This window comes from Prosthecobacter dejongeii, from assembly GCF_014203045.1.
Lineage (GTDB): Bacteria > Verrucomicrobiota > Verrucomicrobiia > Verrucomicrobiales > Verrucomicrobiaceae > Prosthecobacter > Prosthecobacter dejongeii.
Genome location: NZ_JACHIF010000012.1, coordinates 105,131 through 122,593, shown reverse-complemented (window position 1 = coordinate 122,593; position 17,463 = coordinate 105,131). Strand labels below are relative to the sequence as shown.

The window sequence follows — 17,463 nt, the reverse complement described above, 5'->3', positions numbered from 1 at the left end:
TGGCCCAATGCTGGTGCTCGATACCAATCATATTACTGCTCTTGGTTATTCAGGTGATCTAGGGGATCGTTTGCGGAACAGGTTATTTGCAGCCAATCAAGAAACTGCGACGACAATTGTGAATGTAGAAGAACAATTGCGCGGCTGGATGGCAGTGATCAATCGTCTCCAGGATCCTCACGAGCAGATTGCTGCGTATTCGGAATTGAACAATCGTATCGATTTGTTTGCTTCTTGGATTGTTCTTCCCTGGGATGCTGAAAGTGCTGAAGTCTATTTGAGGATGAAAGCTCAACGGATCAGAATTGGCACAATGGATCTGAAGATCGCGAGTATCGCCATCGTCCATGATGCTGTTTTGCTCACTCGCAATACGGGAGACTTTGCTCAAGTCCCAGGCCTGCGGTTCGAAAATTGGTTGGATGAGTAGGTTTGCAAAGGCCGTCATCATCAAACCGGTTCACTCCGGCTTCACCGAAAAGTCGCTATCATCCAGGGAGCGCAGTACCAGCTCGCGGGGTACGCAGAAATCTTCCATTTCCAGGCAGCGCAGGATGCCATCGGCGATGTGCTCAGGTTTGAGGAAGAGTTGCTTGGGGGCTTCGCGTTGGGAGGCATCGTCCCAGAAGGCGGTGTCCACCCCGCCGGGGAGGATGGCGGTGACGCGGATGCGGTGGGCAGCGGCCTCTTCAGCCAGCCCCTGAGTAAAACCACGCACACCCCACTTGGCGGCGCAATAGACCGTCTCGCTGGGGATGCCGCGCAGGCTGGCGGTGGAGATGACGTTGACGATGTGACCGCTGCGTTGGGGCATCATCGCACGTAAGGCGGCTTGAGAACCCATAATCGTGCCCTTTAGATTCACGTCCAGCATCACGTCAATCTCACCTTCCGTGTAGTCGGGGATCCAGCGATGGCGGGCTAGACCAGCGTTGTTGATCCACACGGTGGGGCTGCCCCAGCGGGCCACCGTTTCTGTGACGATGCGGGCCACGTCATCCCCCCGACTGATGTCGGCTGTGATGGCCAGGGCTTGGCTTTCAGGCAGGCCATTCAGCGCCTGGGTCAGTGCCGCAAAGTCAAGGTCCACCAGGGCCACTTTAGCCCCATGGGCGATGAGGGCCTGGGTGGTGGCAAGTCCGATGCCACGTGCAGCCCCGGTGATGACGCAAATTTGTCCGTTGAGATTCATGCCTGGACCTTGCCCAGTGATGGGCTTTTGCCAAGCCTACCTTCAGGTCAGCAACGTTTCCGGCAAAAAGACGCCCTGATTCACCATGCCTAGATTGGTCACTGTCACGTGCGCGATTTCGTTCAGCGCCTCGCGAGTGAGAAAGGCCTGGTGGGAAGTGACCAGCACATTGGGAAGTGAAAGCAGCAGGGCCAGGGTATCGTCCTGGAGAACAGCGCCCGAGTGGTCTTCAAAAAAGATGCCTTCCTCCTCTTCATACACATCCAGTGCTACACCGCCGAGGCGGCCAGACTTCAGAGCTTCGATCAGCGCGGCACTGTCCACCAGCTTGCCACGACTGGTGTTGATCAGGCAGGCTCCCGGTTTCATTTGCGCTAGTGTTTCTTGATTCAATAAATGATGCGTGCTCGCTACCAGCGGCAGGTGCAGGGACAGCACATCACTCACTTGCAGCACCTCTCCCAGTGAGGCATAACGTATTTTGTGTTCAGTAGCCCAGGCCTCCTGGGGAAAGGGATCATGCGCCACCACCTGCATGCCAAAACCGCGAAAGATCTCCGCTGTGCAACGCCCGATCTTGCCTGTCCCCACGATGCCCGCCGTCTTTCCGTAAAGATCAAAACCAACGAGTCCAGCGAGCGAGAAATTATGCTCTCGCACCCGGTTGTAGGCGCGGTGGATCTTACGATTCAGTGTCATCAAAAGAGCTACGGCGTGCTCCGCTACGGCATGGGGAGAGTAGGCCGGGACACGAGTGACGGCGATGCCCATTTCCCGGGCGGCAGAGAGATCCACCTGGTTAAATCCGGCGCACCTCAGCGCCACCAGCTTCACCCCTGTGGCCGCCAGTTTTTCCAAGCAGGCACGGTCCAGTTTGTCATTCACAAAGACACACACCGCATCTGCACCTGCTGCGGTGGAGGCCGTCTCTGCGGTGAGGCGGTAGTCATGAAAGGTCCACTGCAAGGCAGCAGCTCCTTCAGCCTCTAGGATGGCCTCATGGTCGTAAGATTTGGTATCGTAAAAGGCGACTTTGATCATGGTCTAGAAGCATCGTTTAGCGAAAGGTAAAACACCACGCCGAATGCGGCAAAAGCTGCCCTCTTGTTGTTCTCAACGGCCGGGCTGCGAAGTGGGTGGGTGACCACTCCAGGCCTTGAAGGCCCGAGAAAAATGGGCAGCGCTTTTGTAGCCCAGTTCACTGGCCACTGCCTTCACCTGGGCATCGGGCTGGCGTAGCTTGATGGCTGCTTGAGACATCTTCAGTCGGGTCAGGCAGGCCAGGGGTGTTTCTTCGTTGTAGCGTTTAAAAAGACGGGTCAGATACGCGGCGGAGACATGACAATGGCGGGCCGCTTCCTCGATGTTCGCTAGCACCGGGTAGTTCCTCAAAATGTGGCCATGACAGCGCAGGTAGGTGGCGTAAGCGGGGTCCAGTTTCGTCGTCGCAGGTTGGCGGCTGTCTGCACACAGCACGAGTGCGTGTTCCAGGGCAGCGCTAGCAGCTCGCAGACCGAGTCGGCCCCCGCGCAGAGCGTGGTCGATGACTTCCTCCAGCAGGCTGATGACGCGGCTTGCATCCAGCACCCGGATGAGTGCCCCCGCATGGAGCCCCAGTTCTTCCGTCAATATCACGGCCCGTGGACCGGTGAAGTTAAAGAAGTATTTCACCAGGGGATCTTCCGCATCCGACCGGATAACGTGCGGGGTGTTAGGATCAAAAAAGTACGCATGGCCTGTGCCTAGCTCCTGCATGCGGTTTGCTAGGGTAACATGACCTCGACCTCGGGAAACGAACTCGAAAGCAAGAAATGGAAAGGTCTGGCGATCCACCACAAAGTCTGGGGCGCACCATTCGCAACCTCCTCCTGTGAGGCACAAAGCGCCGCGTTCTTTCTGCCTTTCCTTCCAGTCTGGCAGGTAAAAGCGCCGGGTGCGCATCACCTGGGTGGAAAAGTAGTCGGCTTGTTCAGTGGCGGACATGGGAGAGGGAAACCAAAGCCCGAAGTTCACGACTTCTTGCGGCTAGAGTCAAGAATCGTCATTTGGTTGCCAAAGATGGGCACATGCAAAATCTTGCTTCTTAGGCGGCCTTTGCGCCAGTCTGTGAGACAACCCTCATGTCCTTGCCCCAACCTCTCCGCGGTATCATCCCGCCCCTGGTCACTCCTTTGTCTGGTCGCGATACCCTCGATATTGCCGGTCTCGAACGTTTGGTGGAGCACCTCATCACCGGCGGGGTGCATGGCCTCTTCATCCTGGGTACCACGGGTGAGGCTCCCAGTCTGAGCTATCGCCTGCGCCGTGAGTTGATCGAGCGCACCTGCCAGTTGGTTAAAGGGCGCGTCCCCGTGTTGGTAGGCATCACAGATACGGCCTTTGTCGAAAGTGTGAACCTCGCCCGTTACTCCGCTGAAAAAGGCGTGAGCGCCGTGGTCACAGCACCACCCTATTATTTCCCCGCTGCGCCGCCAGAGCTCCAGCAGTACATCGAAGACCTCGTGGCTGAAATGCCGCTGCCCATGTTTCTTTATAACATGCCTGGCCTAACCAAAGTGAGCTTTGACATCGAACTCGTCCGTCGCGCCTTGGACATGCCTGGCATCTGCGGGGTGAAGGATAGCTCTTGCGACATGATCTACTTCCACCGCCTTATCGAGGTGGCCCGTCAGCGGCCTGAGTGGAGCATCCTCGTCGGTCCCGAAGAACTCACTGCTGAAGCCGTGCTGCTGGGAGGGCATGGCGGCATCAATGGGGGGGCCAATTTGCACCCCAGCCTCTATGTGAAAATGTACGAAGCAGCCGCTGCGCAGGATCTTCCACTCACCCGCCAGCTCCATGCTGAGGTCATGCGCCTGGCAGGTAGCATCTACACCGTAGGTCGTCACAAGAGCGCCATCATCAAAGGCATCAAGTGTGGTCTTTCTCTCCTGGGTATCTGCGATGACCAGATGGCGGAGCCCTTCCAGCGCTTTCGCGAACCCGAACGAGAGATGATCCGTGAAAGACTCAGTGCCCTCGGCTTGATTCACTGACCGGCATGTAAAACCACGGGACGCCCCGAGGTCTGCTCCTGGAGCTTATCTACTCAACTTGACCGAAACAAAACGTTCATCGAAATCCCCTAACCAATCATGCTCCGTAAATCCTTCCTCCTCCTTCCGTGTGTGCTGTGTCTTCCGTGGTTGTCCCTCTCTGCTGCCGACCAGCCTGCCCTGCTTAAGTCCGAGTTCATCTACGACACCGGGCCGTATCCGCAGATCCACGCCACCACGATTGTGGAAACCCCCACGGGCCTAGTTTCAGCCTGGTTTGGCGGCACCCATGAAAAGAATCCGGACGTTGGCATCTGGGTGTCCCGCCTTGTCGAGGGCAAGTGGACGACGAGTGTGGAGGTGGCCAATGGTGTGCAATACACGAAGGCCGATGGCACCGTGGTCCGCCACCCCACCTGGAACCCCGTTTTGTTTCAGCCCAAGGAAGGACCGCTGATGCTCTTTTATAAAGCCGGCCCCACACCTGAAAACTGGTGGGGCATGCTCACCACCTCTGCCGATGGTGGCCAGACGTGGGACCAGCCACATCGCTTGCCCGAAGGCATCCTGGGCCCCATCAAGAACAAGCCGGTGCAGCTTCCTGATGGCAGCATCCTCTGCCCCACCAGCAATGAAACGCATGAAAAACCCAGCAAGTGGACGGTGCATTTTGAACGTACCCGTGATCTGGGAAAAACATGGGAACTCATCGGCCCAGTGAACGATGGCGTGGCCATTCAGGCCATTCAGCCGAGCATTCTTTTTCTAGGGGGAGATAAGCTTATGGCCCTGGGTCGTTCCCGTCAGGACAAGGTCTTTGAAGTCACTTCTGATGACCATGGAAAAACGTGGAGTGAGATGCGTCTGGGCACCCTGCCTAACAACAACTCTGGCACCGATGCCGTGACTCTGAAAGATGGCACCCACCTCATCATCTACAACCACATCGGCGGCACCCCCGGCAAATGGGGTGGCAAGCGCACCCCGCTGAACATTTCCGGTTCCAAGGACGGGCGCACCTGGCAGGCAGGCCTGGTGCTGGAAAGCGACCCCGGCGAATACAGCTACCCCTCCATCATTCAGACGCAGGACGGTCTGGTCCATGTCACCTACACCTGGAAACGTCAAAAGGTGAAGCACGCCGTTATTGATCCTTCGAAGCTGGTCCTCCGCGATCTCGTGGACGGCCAGTGGCCGCAGTAAAAGTGTCAACATCGCTCAATTCGCCTCGGCAAGCTCACCATCGTGCGTGCCGATGGGTTTCCGTCGTCACGAACCCTTTCTAACAATGAAGTACTTCACGGTCTTTCCCCCTTTCAACTCATGATTAAATATCTTCTCAGTGCCTCCTGGATGGCGATCGCCTCGATAACTCTCGCCGATACGAAACTCGAAATTCTGAAGCCCGTTTTACCCACATCAAAGGCACCTGCTCTGAGCCCGGCTACCCGTGAGAATGTGATCATCTACAAAGAACCAGGTCGCTATGGCGGCTGGCCTGCTAATCATGGACTGTGGCAGTGGGGAGATGAAATGGTCGTCGGATTCACATCCACTTGGTATAAATCCACCACCACAGACCACCGGATTGACCGCACGAAACCTTCTTATGAAATCCAGGCCCGAAGCATGGATGGAGGCAAGACTTGGAAGACCGAGGAGAATGTGCCTTTTGCAGATCGTCAAAAAGAAGCGAAACCGACGCCATTGACTGAACCCCTGAACTTCACGTCGCCGGATTCAGCCATCAAGTTTTGTTTCGGTGGGCTGCATGCAGGGCCCTCTTGGTTTTACACCAGTGCGGACCGCTGCAAGACTTGGCATGGGCCTTATGCTTTTGAAGTGGAGGGTGTCCAAGGCATCTGCACTCGCACGGATCTCATTGTTTTAGGACCTCGCGATTGCTTGATGTTTGGGAGCTGCGGCAAAAAGAACGATGGTAAGGAAGGCCGTGTCTTCTGCGCTCGCACCACGGATGGCGGCCTAACGTGGAAGTTTGTTTCTTACATCGGCGAAGAACCTCAGCCCGGTGGGTTTGCGATCATGCCCAGCACCGTGCGGACCAAAGATGGAACTCTGCTAACGACCATTCGCATGGGCAAGCCGAAGGCTAGCATTGAACTTTGGCGCAGTGATGACCTGGGTCAAAACTGGACGCATGTGAGTGCGGTGACGGGTAACATCGGGGGCAATCCTCCTGCCACGGTGTTGCTGCCGGATGGCCGTGTGTGTGTGACCTACGGCTACCGTCACCAACCGGCTGGCATTCGCGCACGCATCAGTTCAGATGAAGGCAAAACTTGGTTGCCCGAAATCGTCATTCGGGACGATGGCTTCGATGGCGACTTGGGTTATCCCCGCGCACTGGTTCGACCTGATGGTAAGCTTTTCACGGTGTATTATTACAATGGTCCCCAAGAAGATGATCGTGCGATCGAAGGGACGTTTTGGACACCGCCACACTCTCATTAAACCAGCCTTTAGAAGATATGCAGGATTGGGCTTTTCATTCAAGGTGGGTTGGGGTCTTCCTCGGAGTGACTTTCTTCTCAGTCTCACTGTCTGCGGCTGAGAGTTTCGTGAATTCGCTGGGCATGCGCCTTGTGGTGGTTGAGGCAGGCACTTTCCTCATGGGCCAAGACGGACCTGCGACTGATCATCAGATGCTGAAGCATCCGGAGAAATTCGACGATGCAGATGCCGATGAAAAACCCGCCCACAAGGTCACCCTTAGCCAGGGATTTCTCATGGGGGAAACGGAGGTCACGTTAGGTCAGTATCGCCAGTTCAAACCCGAGCATTTGAAAGGGAAGGGGAATGCGGAGGATGCCGTCACGCAGGTAAGCTGGGAAGAAGCGGTGGCCTTTTGCGACTGGCTTTCTGCCAAGGAAAAACGGCCCTATCGTCTGCCTACCGAGGCAGAGTGGGAATATGCCTGCCGGGCGGGAACGACCACCCTTTTCCACACCGGAGATTCGCTGCCAGCGGGTTTTCAAAAATGGGGCTCCGATGTCGCTTTTCGCGACCGCTATTTCGCCGGGAAACCGCTGCCTGCCGAATACCGCGCCCAGGTCTCCCGGGACGAGATCCTGCGTGTGGGCCTCACCCCGGCGAATGCCTGGGGCCTGCATGACATGCACGGCAATGTGGCCGAGTGGTGTGCTGACTGGCATGCTCCCTACACCGTCGCCGCGCAGATGGATGCACGCGGTCCGGCAGCGGGCGACTTCCGCGTCTTTCGTGGCGGCCACCATTCCATCTTCAGTCGAGTGCTGCGCTCTGCCAATCGCGGGGCTTGGTTACCAGAGTCACGCAGTGACCGCATCGGTTTTCGCATCGTCCAGGCAGGGCCATCAGTGGGGGTATTCAGTCCAGCCCCTGAGCCCCCTTTGAATGCCCAGGCTGTCTCACAGAGTCTCGCCAAAATGCAGGCGACCCCTGAGGATCGCGCCGTATTCATCGGCCCTAAACCGTATGTGAAAATCCAGCCCGGCGAAGTTGGCCCGCTATTCTTCCGCCACAATCACAGCCCCTCCATCACCGAATGTCCGAATGGCGATCTCCTGGCTGTTTGGTACTCCTGCGCCAATGAAGACGGGGCTGAACTTAGCAACGTGGCCAGTCGCCTACGCCGGGGTGCCCAGGAGTGGGAGCCTGCCTCCGTCTTTTGGGATGGGCCGGATGTGAACGACCACGCGCCCAAGATCTGGTGGGATGGTGACAAAACGATCTACAACTTCGTGCGTGGCCTGCGTGAAAACCTCATGCGCACTTCCACGGACAACGGGGCCACTTGGTCCAAGGCGCAGATCATTTCGCTTCCAGGTGAGTTTGGCAATCAGGTGCTACGTTTGGCCGATAGTACTTTGGTGTTAGGGCATGACTCACGTCAGATCAGTCTCGTCTTCAGCCGAGATGCAGGGAAAACATGGGCCTTCAACGATGTCAATAAGCAGGCCAGCGACTTCCGCCCCGGCGGCCAGGGCTTCCGTTACCCCGGCATCCATGCGCCTATGGTGCAGCTCAAAGACGGCCGCATCATGGCCATCAGTCGCAACGACTTGCCTGAAGATCAGGCTAAGTTCCAGTTCAGAACCCCCGTGAGTTACACCGCCGATCTGGGAAAAACCTGGACCTACGCCGCCTCTGAATTTCCTGCCATCAGCACCGTGCAGCGCGCCGCCATGATGCGTCTGGCTGATGGGGCCATCCTCATCTGCAGTTTTACCGATCAATGGAGCGACTGGAAGAACCGCAAGGGCATCACCTTCAAAAGCACGGAGGGTGAGTTCACAGGCTACGGTCTTTTCGCCGCCCTGTCTTATGATGAAGGCCAGACCTGGCCCGTGCGGCGGCTGGTGACGGCAGGTGGCAAGAAACAAAGCGTCAACACCATTGACCGCGTGGAGTTCACCCAGAGCGATACCCTGGCTGAACCTTGCGGTTACCTGGCCGTCACGCAGACACGGGATGGCAACATCCAGCTTGTGAGCAGCAAGAATCACTACGTCTTTAACACCGCTTGGCTCAAGGCCCTGCCCACCGTCTCACAATAAGTCATCCCCACCATGAAATCCTTTGGGTTAGTCCTCCTTTCCTGTCTCATAGTCTCTCTTTCCCTGGCGGATGAGGCCACCCTCGCCGCTGTCACCGCTGCCGATGACGCCCGCGTGGCAGCCATGAAATCACCACAGCGTGAAAAGCTGGCCTCCGTCTTTTCGGATGACCTCAATTATGCGCATTCCAATGGCGTCGTGGATACCAAGGCGAGCTTCATGGACATCCTCACCGAGGGCCGCACCAAATACGCAGGTTATGACTATGAAGAGCGGAAGTTCACCTTTCCTGCCCCTGGTATCGCCCTCATGACTGGCCGTGCCCGCATCCAGGCCATCACGGACAAAGGCAGGATGGACAGCGTGCTCAGCTTTTTAGGCGTGTGGCGGCTGGAGAAAGGCGAATGGCGGTTCCTCGCTTGGCAGTCTTGCAAGCTACCTCCTGCTAGCCCGGCGAAGTGATGTTGCGCTGAGGGCCTCCACCATGATGCACGGGCGCTATCTTTTCCTCTTGGGCCTGCTCAGCCTCCCCGTCTGCCTTCAGGCCCAGGCGGTGGGTCAGCCTGTGCGGCCACTCGCCCAGGATGAAGTGACGCTGTGGGAATCGCCAGATCCCCGCAACATTTATGGTTATACTCCTGGCATTTGCCGCTTGTCATCAGGGCGTCTGGTCGCCACACATGAAGTCTCCTCCACGGGTAAGCCCGTCGGTCCTGAGGGCAAGCCGCTGCACGAGGCCCGCATCCTCACCAGTGACGATCGTGGTAAGACCTGGACGCAACGCGCCCATTTCGACATGAGCTTTGCCCGCCCTTTTGTCGCGGGTAAATCTCTCTACATCCTGGGGCGCAGCAAAAAGGTGGGCATCATCCGGTCTGATGATGACGGTGTCACATGGAGTCCGCGCGTCTTTTTAAATGATGTCGGCATTTGGCACCAGTCCGCCTGCAACGTTCATTTCGCCAAGGGGAATGTCTATCTCGTCATGGAGAAACACGCCCCGAAGCGCGGCATCCAGTCCTGGCAGGTGGGAGATCTCGCCCCTGTGCTCATGCGCGCCCAAGCGGATTCAGACCTCACCGAACCCAAGAACTGGACCTTCGCCAGCGAGCTCGTTTTTGAAGACATCTGGGACGCGGAGAAGAGCAACTACTTTGGCCTGCCCTTTCATCCGGTGGATCGCAAAAAAGCCACGTTCCTTGTGCCGCCTAAAGGCCGCAGCATCGCCCCCTTAGGTTGGTTGGAAACGAATGTTGTCCAGTTCACAGACCCAGATCACATCTGGCATGATCCGCAGGGAAAGACCTTCCATCTCTGGATGCGTGCCCACACCGGATTAACTAACTATGCTGCGATTGCGCAGGTGAAGGAAAACGATGACGGCAGCATGACGACCTCGCTGGTGAAATCACCCGCAGGCCAGACCATGCTCTACGTGCCCTGTCCTGGTGCGCAGATGCGCTTCCACATCTTGTGGGATGAAAAGACCAAGCTCTACTGGATGCTCGGCTCCCAGTCCACGGACTCCATGGTACGGCCAGATCGCATGTCCACCGAACGTTGGGGCACGCCTGATAATGAACGCCATCGTTTGGTGCTGCACTTCTCCAAAAATATGGTGGACTGGTGCTTTGCGGGCCTCGTCTGCGCGGGTGCTTCACCCAAGGAATCCCGCCACTACGCCAGCATGTGCCTGGATGGGGAGGACCTCTGCATCCTCAGTCGCAGTGGCAATGAAAAAGCCCGCTCCGCCCACAATGGCAATCTCATCCTCTTTCATCGGGTGAGGAAATTTCGCGATCTCATTTACTGAATGACTGAATTTAAAGAAAGTTACAGCGATTTGCACCTTTAGGATGAAGGCAGTTTCATCTAAACAACGCGCCACTTTCCAAAATGAAAATTTCAAGCTTCACGGGGTGTTTAGTTACACTTTTTGCCCTGCTACAATGCACCCATGCCGCCGATGCCACGAACTCATGGAGCACCAAGCTGCTCAAACAAAAACCCGATTGGTATGCTGGGGCCGAAGCTCGTGCTGCGGCTCAAACGGTGTTGCTCTACCAATCTGCGGAAGGTGCGTGGCCAAAAAATCACGATTTACTGAAGCCTCCTTCTTCGGCAGAAGAACTCGCCAAGATTCAAAAAGAAAAAGGCAATACCATTGATAACGGCTCGACAACTGCCCCCATAAGATTTCTGGCTTTGATAACCGAAGCCGGGGGTGGAGAGTCGTATCAGAAGGCAGTCATCAAAGGAATAGATTATTTGTTAGACTCACAGTACGAGAATGGGGGATTCCCGCAGTTTTATCCTCTCCGCCCTTCCGGATATTACTCCCATATCACCTACAACGACAACGCCATGATTAGCGCCCTCGAGCTGCTGCGGGACGTTGCAAGCGGTCGGCCTCCTTTTACTTTCGTGGATGATTTGCATCGTGAAAAAGCCGCTCAGGCAAATGAAAAGGGGATCCGTTGCATTCTGAAAACTCAGATTCGAGAAAATGGCAAGCTTACCGTCTGGTGTGCCCAGCACCATGAGGCGACTCTGGAGCCAGCTTGGGCACGAAAGTATGAGCCGCCCTCCCTTTCTGGTAGCGAAAGTGTCGGGGTGGTTCGTTTCCTCATGGAAATCGAAAAACCTACGCCTGAAATAATCGCATCCATTGAAGCAGCCATCCGTTGGCTTCAGGCCGCCGCTATTAAAGGAGTCCGGTTAGAAACTTTTAAAAATGCCGAAGGTAAACAAGACCGTCGGGTTGTGGGGGATGCCACAGCCAGCCCATTGTGGGCGCGCTTTTATGAATTGAAAACACATCGCCCTCTCTTCCTGGGACGTGACTCCGTTTTTCACTACAGCATCGGGGAGATCGAGTTCGAACGCCGCAATGGTTATGCCTATTACGGCACTTGGCCAGCCTCCTTATTGGAAGATGATTACCCCAAGTGGCAATCTAAACAGGGTTTCAAGTGAAGAGGATTAGACTGTTTTAGCGCATTGAGTTTTTCTCTGCGGGGGAGCGCGAGTATTTTACTCGCCTAACTTTCTTAGTGTGTTCAAGGCCGGAAAGTGCTGTGCGGTGTGGGATGAGGAAGTGGCCTTGGCCGATTGAGACCCAAGACCACATAAAGAGGCGAGTAGCATCGCTGCGCTCAGCATACTCGCGCTCCATGCAGCGAGGGCTTGTGGGAGCGCGAGTATTTTACTCGCCTAACTTTCCTAGTGTGTTGAAGACCGGAAAGGGCTGTGAGGTGGGGGATGAGGAAGTGGCCTTGGCCGCTGGAGAAGCGAGACCACAAAAAGAGGCGAGTAGCATCGCTACGCTCAGCATACTCGCGCTCCGTGCGGCGGGGCGGGGGATTTAACCCACCAGCTTGCGGGCTTCGGCGAGGGCGGCGTCCACTTTCGAGACGTCCTTGCCGCCGCCACGGGCGAAGTCGGGTTTGCCACCACCTTTGCCACCGACGATGGGGGCAATGGTCTGGATGATCTTGCCGGCCTGCACCTTGGCCTGATGCTCTTTGGAAACGGTGGCCATGAGGGTCACGTTGCCGCCACCGATGGAGGCCAGGACGATGACACCATTAAACACGCCTTTGAGGGCATCGTTCACGGCCATGGCATAGTCGCCATCAACATCCCCGAGGTTGGCGATGAGAACGTTGTTTTCAGCCGTCGCAAGGAGTTCCTTCGCCTTGCCGGAAGCTTCGCGCTGCTGGGCGGCCTTGAGGGCTTTTTCCAGCTCTTTTTGTTGGGCCAAAAGGTTATCAATCTTCTTCTCCAGATCACTCACTCCTTGGGCGCTGACCTTGCCCGCCAGCAGCTTCAGCAGGTCGGCATCGGCACGGGCAGCGTGGTAGGCTTCCAGTCCGGCGATGGCTTCGATGCGGCGCACGCCAGCAGCCACTGCCCCTTCGCCAATCAGGCGGAACAGGCCGATCTCGCCTGTGTGACGGGTGTGGGTACCGCCGCAGAGTTCCATGCTGTAACCATCCAGGGCCAGCGGCTTGCCGCCGATCTGCACCACGCGGACGTTCTCCGGATACTTCTCACCAAAGAGCTGCATGATGCCCGTGTTGTTCTTGGCCTCCGCATACGGAATCTCGTTCCATGAAACGGAGTCATTCGCCACGATGCGCTCATTCACCAGCTTCTCGATATCCGCGAGCTGGCCCGCAGTGAGGGCAGCATTGTTAAAGTCAAAGGTCAGCTTTTCCGCTGTGACGTTGGAGCCCTTTTGAGTGGCCTCCTGGTTCACGACTTCATGCAGGGCCCAGTGGAGCAAATGCGTGGCCGTGTGGTGGCGCTCAATAGCGTGACGACGCGGACCATCCACAGCTAGACGCACGAGAGCCCCTTCAGCAGGAGCTTCTTCACCTTCGATGAAATGCAACCAGGTATTGCCCACCTTGGTCGTACTGGAAACTGGGTAAGTATTAGCGCCCAAGATGATTTGACCGCTGTCGCCGATCTGGCCGCCCATCTCGGCATAACAAACACTGCTATCAAGAATGATGGCCGTTTTGTCTTTCATTGCTACGATTTCCAGCACCTTGGCTTCGGTCTCCAGTTCGTCATAACCGATGAACTTGGTGGGCTCTTTCGTTTCGATTTCGCTGACGGAGACGACGTTCTTTTTCATGGCAGAACGGGCGCGCTCGCGCTGTTCGGTCATGAGTTTCTCGAAGCCTTCTGTATCAACAGTTAGGCCGCGCTCGCGAGCGAGAAGCTCCGTGAGGTCGAGGGGAAAACCAAAGGTGTCGTAAAGTTGGAAAGCAAAGTCACCCGTAATAGAAGATCCTTTAGACGCCTCCGATTCGAACAAGGCAATTCCGCGATCCAGCGTCCGGTTAAACGCCTCTTCTTCCACCTTCAGCACCGCTTTGATCTGATCTTTGCGTGCGCGCAGTTCGGGGAAGACATCGCCCATGTGCAGGGCTAGCACGTCCACGAGTTTGTAGAAGAAGGGCTCTTTGAATTCCAGGGTGCGGCCATACTTCACGGCGCGGCGCAGGATGCGGCGGAGGGTGTAGTTGCGGTCGCTGTTGCCGGGCTGGATGCCATCGGCAATGGAGAAGCTGAGCGTGCGAAGATGATCGGCGATGACACGGAAGGCGACGTCCACTTTCTCCTGTTCCGTCACGGGGATGACGTGGCCCTGTTCATTGGGCAGGGGCAGGGTGCTCTGGTAATGCTTGCCGCTCAGGCGGGTCAGTTCATCAAAGATCGGCTTGAAGACATCCGTGTCGTAGTTGCTGATCTTCGCGGTCTCAAAGTCCGTGAAGTTTTTTGTGCCCTGGATGATGGAGGTCAGGCGCTCAAAGCCCATGCCGGTATCCACGTGCTGCGCAGGCAGCGGGGTGAAAGTGCCGTCCGGGTTGGCGTTGTACTGAATGAAAACGTTGTTCCAGATTTCGATGCAGCTCGCGTCGCTGCCATTGACCAGCTTGGCCCCGGCACGCTGGCGTTCTTCGCTGAGCTCAATCGGCCCGGGGGTGAGGTCAATGTGGATCTCCGTGCACGGGCCGCAGGGGCCGGTATCGGCCATCATCCAGAAGTTGTCCTTCTTGTTGCCGTTGACGATGTGGATCTCAGGGTCGAGACCCACGGAGCGGAATTTTTCAGCCCACAGGTCCCAGCTTTCCTGGTCACGATCCGCCGGATCACCCTTCTCTTTGTTAGGCTGGTAGATGGTGGCGAAGACGCGGCTCGGCGGGAATTTGAAACGCTCGACGATGAGCTCCCAGCTCCAGGAGATGGCCTCTTTTTTGAAGTAGTCGCCAAAGGACCAGTTCCCCAGCATTTCAAAGAAAGTGTGGTGGTAGGTATCCAGGCCCACGTCTTCGAGGTCATTGTGCTTACCGCCGGCGCGGATGCACTTCTGCGTATCGGCAGCACGGGTGGGCAGGCCTTTGGAAAGCACGCCTGGCCAGGTGTCCACATCGGCACTGCGCTCGCCCAGGAAGATGGGGACGAACTGGTTCATGCCCGCATTAGTAAAGATACGTGCGCCGTCGCGGCTGGTGTAGCCCACGTTGTCACTGGGGACGATGGTGTGATCCTTGGACTTGAAAAAGTCGAGGAACGTCTGGCGAATCTGGGCGGCGGTAGGGACGGCGGACATGGCAGAAAGGGCGCGCACTATGGCGGAGGATTGAGCCTTGACCACGGAAAAGAAGGGGGCGGCGTGGGAAGGGTGGTCTGGATAAAAACGCTGGAGGACTGGCTATGAGGAGGCTGGAAAGTCCCTAAATCCTCAAGTGGAAGGGAAAAAATCCAGGTTTTGAATCTTAGGGACGTAAAAAACTTGTAAAATTACTGAGTTTAATTAGAATTATCAGAGTGAATATCGGTTTCCATCCTTCCACGACACCTCTGCGCCGGGCTGGTTTCAGCTTGGTGGAGATGCTGATGGTCATCGCCATCCTGGGGATCATGAGCAGCATGGTCATCATCGCCTTTGGCGGCGTGCGTGAAGGGGCTGAAAATGAAAAGGACAAGCGCAATGCCCAAAACATCGCCAGTCTGGCAGCCGTGGCCAGTGCGGCGGATGCGGACTTTGCCGTGCCAGGGGACAAGACCGCCTCGGTGGAAAATTTGCGCGATGGCTGCAGCCCATCCTCGGGGATCTTCAAAGGCCACGTTTACCAGCTCCCCTCAATGACGAGCCACGACATCCAAGGGGCAATCCGTTACCTGCACTTGAAGGGGAGTGAATTGGTTTATCATCAGGTGTCAGAATGAGGCGGTAGCCTGCCCTCGATTTTTCCTGCGACGGCTTGCAGAAAGGGGCATCTGGCGGCATCAGCACAGCCATGCTTCGTGGTGCTGAACAATGGCTCTGGTCTTACCTCACTCGTGAACGGCACTCAGGCCGGATCTCACCGGGGCAGCCCCTGCATGCCTGCATCGCCGTGTGCGATCATTTTGAGCCGCTGCATCACACCGATAAAGCGGGGGCTCTGCGGGCCATCGGGGACTGGCAGGCCGCCTGGCCTGAGCTGGTGAAATCTCACCCAGACAGTGGGGGGCGCGGTCCCCGGCACACCTTTTTTTTCCCGGTGGAACAATACGATGCGGACCTCCTCGCGCCTGTGGCCAGCCTATGCGCCCAAACGGGCAGTGAGGTGGAGATCCACCTGCATCATGACAACGACACCGAGGCGAGCGTGACAAAGCTGCTGCTGGATGGCGTGCGCGACCTAGCCAGCCATGGCCTGCTCACACGCGGGTCAGATGGCCGTCCACGTTACGCTTTCATCCACGGTAATTGGGCGCTGGACAATTCCCGACCCGATGGCCGCTGGTGTGGGGTTTCCAATGAACTCAGCGTGCTGAAGCGCACGGGCTGTTACGCCGACCTGACGATGCCCAGTGCGCCGGACCCCTGCCAAACGAGGACGATCAATTCTGTCTATTACGCCCGGGAAGATGGCTGCGCTAAATCGCACAACACCGGGGTAGTCGTGGAGGCGGGTAAAACAGCACCTTTGCGGGAAAAAGACGATCATCTGCTCCTCATCCAGGGCCCCCTAGGACTGAACTGGGGCCGCAGGAAATGGGGCCTGCTGCCTCGACTGGAAAATGGTGATCTCACCGGGGCAAATCCCCCCACGGCGGCCCGTGCGCGTTTGTGGCTGGAGCTTTGCCCTCGGGTGAAAAACGGTGCTCCCTGGGTCTTCATCAAGCTGCATACCCACGCGGGCATCCCCAAGAATTACCGTGCTCTTTTGGGGAAAGCAGCGCAGCAGTTTTACCAGGGCCTGGCAGAGATGGCGCGTTCCACGCCGGGGTTTCATTACCACTTCGTCACCGCCCGTGAGCTGGTGAATCTGGTCCACGCTGCCGAAGATGGTCAAACCGGCAGCCCGAGCGACTGGCTGGACTACCGATATTCCAAGCCCCCCGTATTGGCCTAGGCGGGTCTAGCTCACCAGCCGCAGCAGGTAACGCACTTCTTCCTGCCACTCATCTCCCTCCACCGTCTGCTGGACGAGGCGCTGAAACTCATGCGCAGCTTCTTTGCGCAGACGGTGCAGGCTGACCTTAAAATCCGTGACGCTGGAAAGGCCTGCCTTTTGGGTAAGCTCCAGCGAGGAGAGGGGCTGATTTTTGATTTCGCTCAGGATGAGCGGTTGTAGGGTTTCATAAACCTGGAGCCGCTGGCGGTAGGAATATGAGCAGCGCAGGGTATCCAGCACCTGTTGCCAGAGCTGGCGGGCAAAGCTGCGGTCAAAAGCGCGTTCGGGATCGTCTTGGTCCTGATCCGCATGCTCCAAGTAGGTGGATTCCGCCAAGACGAAGTCCAGCGGCACGTGCTCAATGCCGCCCCCTCGACTCTGGGTGTGCTGGCGGGCGAGGCTGCTGGAAACCCGGCGGCGGAAGATGGTGATGATCCATGTGCGCAGACGTCCCTGCTGACCATCGTAGGTGGCGAAGCCCTCCGCATTGGTGAGGATGTGTTGGAAAAAATCCTGCACTGCATCGGCTGATGCATGCTCATTGAGCCCCGTTCTACGGGAAAATTCATAAAGGGGAAGCCAGTAGCGCCTGGCGACGAGGCGTATAGCTTCTTCTCTCAGGGAGTCATCAGTACTGCGTAACCTCCCCACGAGAGTGAGGCTGGTCTCAGGAAAACCATCGTTGACGGGAAAGATGGACATTGGGGGGAACTAAA

At 56.9% G+C, this 17,463-nt stretch carries 15 protein-coding genes; 10 read left to right on the top strand and 5 right to left on the bottom strand.

Translation table 11 applies throughout. The annotated features are described in order from the left end of the window. Positions 1-7: 7 nt before the first annotated feature. On the top strand, positions 8-430 hold the full coding sequence (locus tag HNQ64_RS22015; RefSeq protein ID WP_184212807.1) for a type II toxin-antitoxin system VapC family toxin: 423 nt from the start codon (positions 8-10) through the stop codon (positions 428-430). 30 nt (positions 431-460) lie between these two features. On the opposite strand, the gene HNQ64_RS22010 is transcribed toward HNQ64_RS22015, so the two are convergent. The 3 genes from HNQ64_RS22010 to HNQ64_RS22000 all read right to left on the bottom strand — a co-directional run bounded on the left by HNQ64_RS22010 (position 461) and on the right by HNQ64_RS22000 (position 3,175). Beyond that, positions 461-1,192, bottom strand: a complete 732-nt coding sequence (locus HNQ64_RS22010) for an SDR family oxidoreductase (RefSeq protein WP_184212806.1) — start codon at positions 1,190-1,192, stop codon at positions 461-463. A 42-nt stretch (positions 1,193-1,234) separates the two neighbouring features. After that, positions 1,235-2,233 (bottom strand): 2-hydroxyacid dehydrogenase, encoded by a 999-nt coding sequence (locus HNQ64_RS22005; RefSeq protein WP_221305534.1) that lies wholly within the window; start codon positions 2,231-2,233, stop codon positions 1,235-1,237. A gap of 72 nt (positions 2,234-2,305) precedes the next feature. Next, complete coding sequence (locus tag HNQ64_RS22000; protein WP_184212805.1) at positions 2,306-3,175, bottom strand: helix-turn-helix transcriptional regulator; 870 nt, start codon at positions 3,173-3,175, stop codon at positions 2,306-2,308. Positions 3,176-3,312: 137 nt separating this feature from the next. Here HNQ64_RS22000 and HNQ64_RS21995 point away from each other — a divergent pair, with 137 nt between their 5' ends. The 7 genes from HNQ64_RS21995 (at position 3,313) to pelA (ending at position 11,759) form a co-directional block, all read left to right on the top strand. Further along, positions 3,313-4,227, top strand: coding sequence for a dihydrodipicolinate synthase family protein (locus HNQ64_RS21995; protein WP_184212804.1), 915 nt, complete (start codon positions 3,313-3,315; stop codon positions 4,225-4,227). Between the two features lie 99 nt (positions 4,228-4,326). Next, a complete protein-coding gene (locus tag HNQ64_RS21990; RefSeq protein WP_184212803.1) occupies positions 4,327-5,430 on the top strand; it encodes a sialidase family protein in 1,104 nt (367 codons plus the stop codon). 120 nt (positions 5,431-5,550) lie between these two features. Beyond that, on the top strand, positions 5,551-6,699 hold the full coding sequence (locus HNQ64_RS21985) for a sialidase family protein (protein ID WP_184212802.1): 1,149 nt from the start codon (positions 5,551-5,553) through the stop codon (positions 6,697-6,699). Between the two features lie 65 nt (positions 6,700-6,764). Further along, the gene (locus HNQ64_RS21980; protein WP_184212801.1) at positions 6,765-8,783 is read left to right on the top strand and encodes an SUMF1/EgtB/PvdO family nonheme iron enzyme; all 2,019 of its coding nucleotides are present in this window, start codon (positions 6,765-6,767) and stop codon (positions 8,781-8,783) included. A gap of 12 nt (positions 8,784-8,795) precedes the next feature. After that, entirely contained in the window at positions 8,796-9,245 is a 450-nt protein-coding gene (locus HNQ64_RS21975; protein WP_184212800.1) for a nuclear transport factor 2 family protein, read from the top strand. A 22-nt stretch (positions 9,246-9,267) separates the two neighbouring features. Beyond that, on the top strand, positions 9,268-10,596 hold the full coding sequence (locus HNQ64_RS21970) for a sialidase family protein (protein WP_184212799.1): 1,329 nt from the start codon (positions 9,268-9,270) through the stop codon (positions 10,594-10,596). Between the two features lie 239 nt (positions 10,597-10,835). Further along, positions 10,836-11,759, top strand: a complete 924-nt coding sequence (pelA, locus tag HNQ64_RS21965; protein WP_221305533.1) for a pectate lyase — start codon at positions 10,836-10,838, stop codon at positions 11,757-11,759. A gap of 388 nt (positions 11,760-12,147) precedes the next feature. Here pelA and alaS read toward each other — a convergent pair whose 3' ends face one another. Continuing rightward, on the bottom strand, positions 12,148-14,910 hold the full coding sequence (gene alaS / locus HNQ64_RS21960; protein ID WP_184212797.1) for an alanine--tRNA ligase: 2,763 nt from the start codon (positions 14,908-14,910) through the stop codon (positions 12,148-12,150). Between the two features lie 218 nt (positions 14,911-15,128). Between alaS and HNQ64_RS21955 the strand changes: the two genes are divergently transcribed. Both HNQ64_RS21955 and HNQ64_RS21950 read left to right on the top strand, forming a co-directional pair. Further along, positions 15,129-15,530: a prepilin-type N-terminal cleavage/methylation domain-containing protein gene (locus tag HNQ64_RS21955; RefSeq protein WP_184212796.1), complete on the top strand. Its 402-nt coding sequence runs from the start codon at positions 15,129-15,131 to the stop codon at positions 15,528-15,530. A gap of 35 nt (positions 15,531-15,565) precedes the next feature. Continuing rightward, positions 15,566-16,705: a hypothetical protein gene (locus HNQ64_RS21950; RefSeq protein ID WP_221305532.1), complete on the top strand. Its 1,140-nt coding sequence runs from the start codon at positions 15,566-15,568 to the stop codon at positions 16,703-16,705. A 6-nt stretch (positions 16,706-16,711) separates the two neighbouring features. Here HNQ64_RS21950 and HNQ64_RS21945 read toward each other — a convergent pair whose 3' ends face one another. Further along, complete coding sequence (locus tag HNQ64_RS21945; RefSeq protein WP_184212794.1) at positions 16,712-17,449, bottom strand: RNA polymerase sigma factor; 738 nt, start codon at positions 17,447-17,449, stop codon at positions 16,712-16,714. Between the last annotated feature and the right edge of the window lie 14 nt (positions 17,450-17,463).

Coding starts and splice junctions, on each gene's coding strand:
- HNQ64_RS21985 (WP_184212802.1), top strand. CDS start 5,551: ATGATTAAATATCTTCTCAGTGCCTCCTGGATGGCGATCGCCTCGATA.
- HNQ64_RS22015 (WP_184212807.1), top strand. CDS start 8: ATGCTGGTGCTCGATACCAATCATATTACTGCTCTTGGTTATTCAGGT.
- HNQ64_RS22010 (WP_184212806.1), bottom strand. CDS start 1,192: ATGAATCTCAACGGACAAATTTGCGTCATCACCGGGGCTGCACGTGGC.
- alaS (WP_184212797.1), bottom strand. CDS start 14,910: ATGTCCGCCGTCCCTACCGCCGCCCAGATTCGCCAGACGTTCCTCGAC.
- HNQ64_RS21990 (WP_184212803.1), top strand. CDS start 4,327: ATGCTCCGTAAATCCTTCCTCCTCCTTCCGTGTGTGCTGTGTCTTCCG.
- HNQ64_RS22005 (WP_221305534.1), bottom strand. CDS start 2,233: ATGATCAAAGTCGCCTTTTACGATACCAAATCTTACGACCATGAGGCC.
- HNQ64_RS22000 (WP_184212805.1), bottom strand. CDS start 3,175: ATGTCCGCCACTGAACAAGCCGACTACTTTTCCACCCAGGTGATGCGC.
- HNQ64_RS21945 (WP_184212794.1), bottom strand. CDS start 17,449: ATGTCCATCTTTCCCGTCAACGATGGTTTTCCTGAGACCAGCCTCACT.
- HNQ64_RS21970 (WP_184212799.1), top strand. CDS start 9,268: ATGATGCACGGGCGCTATCTTTTCCTCTTGGGCCTGCTCAGCCTCCCC.
- HNQ64_RS21995 (WP_184212804.1), top strand. CDS start 3,313: ATGTCCTTGCCCCAACCTCTCCGCGGTATCATCCCGCCCCTGGTCACT.
- HNQ64_RS21975 (WP_184212800.1), top strand. CDS start 8,796: ATGAAATCCTTTGGGTTAGTCCTCCTTTCCTGTCTCATAGTCTCTCTT.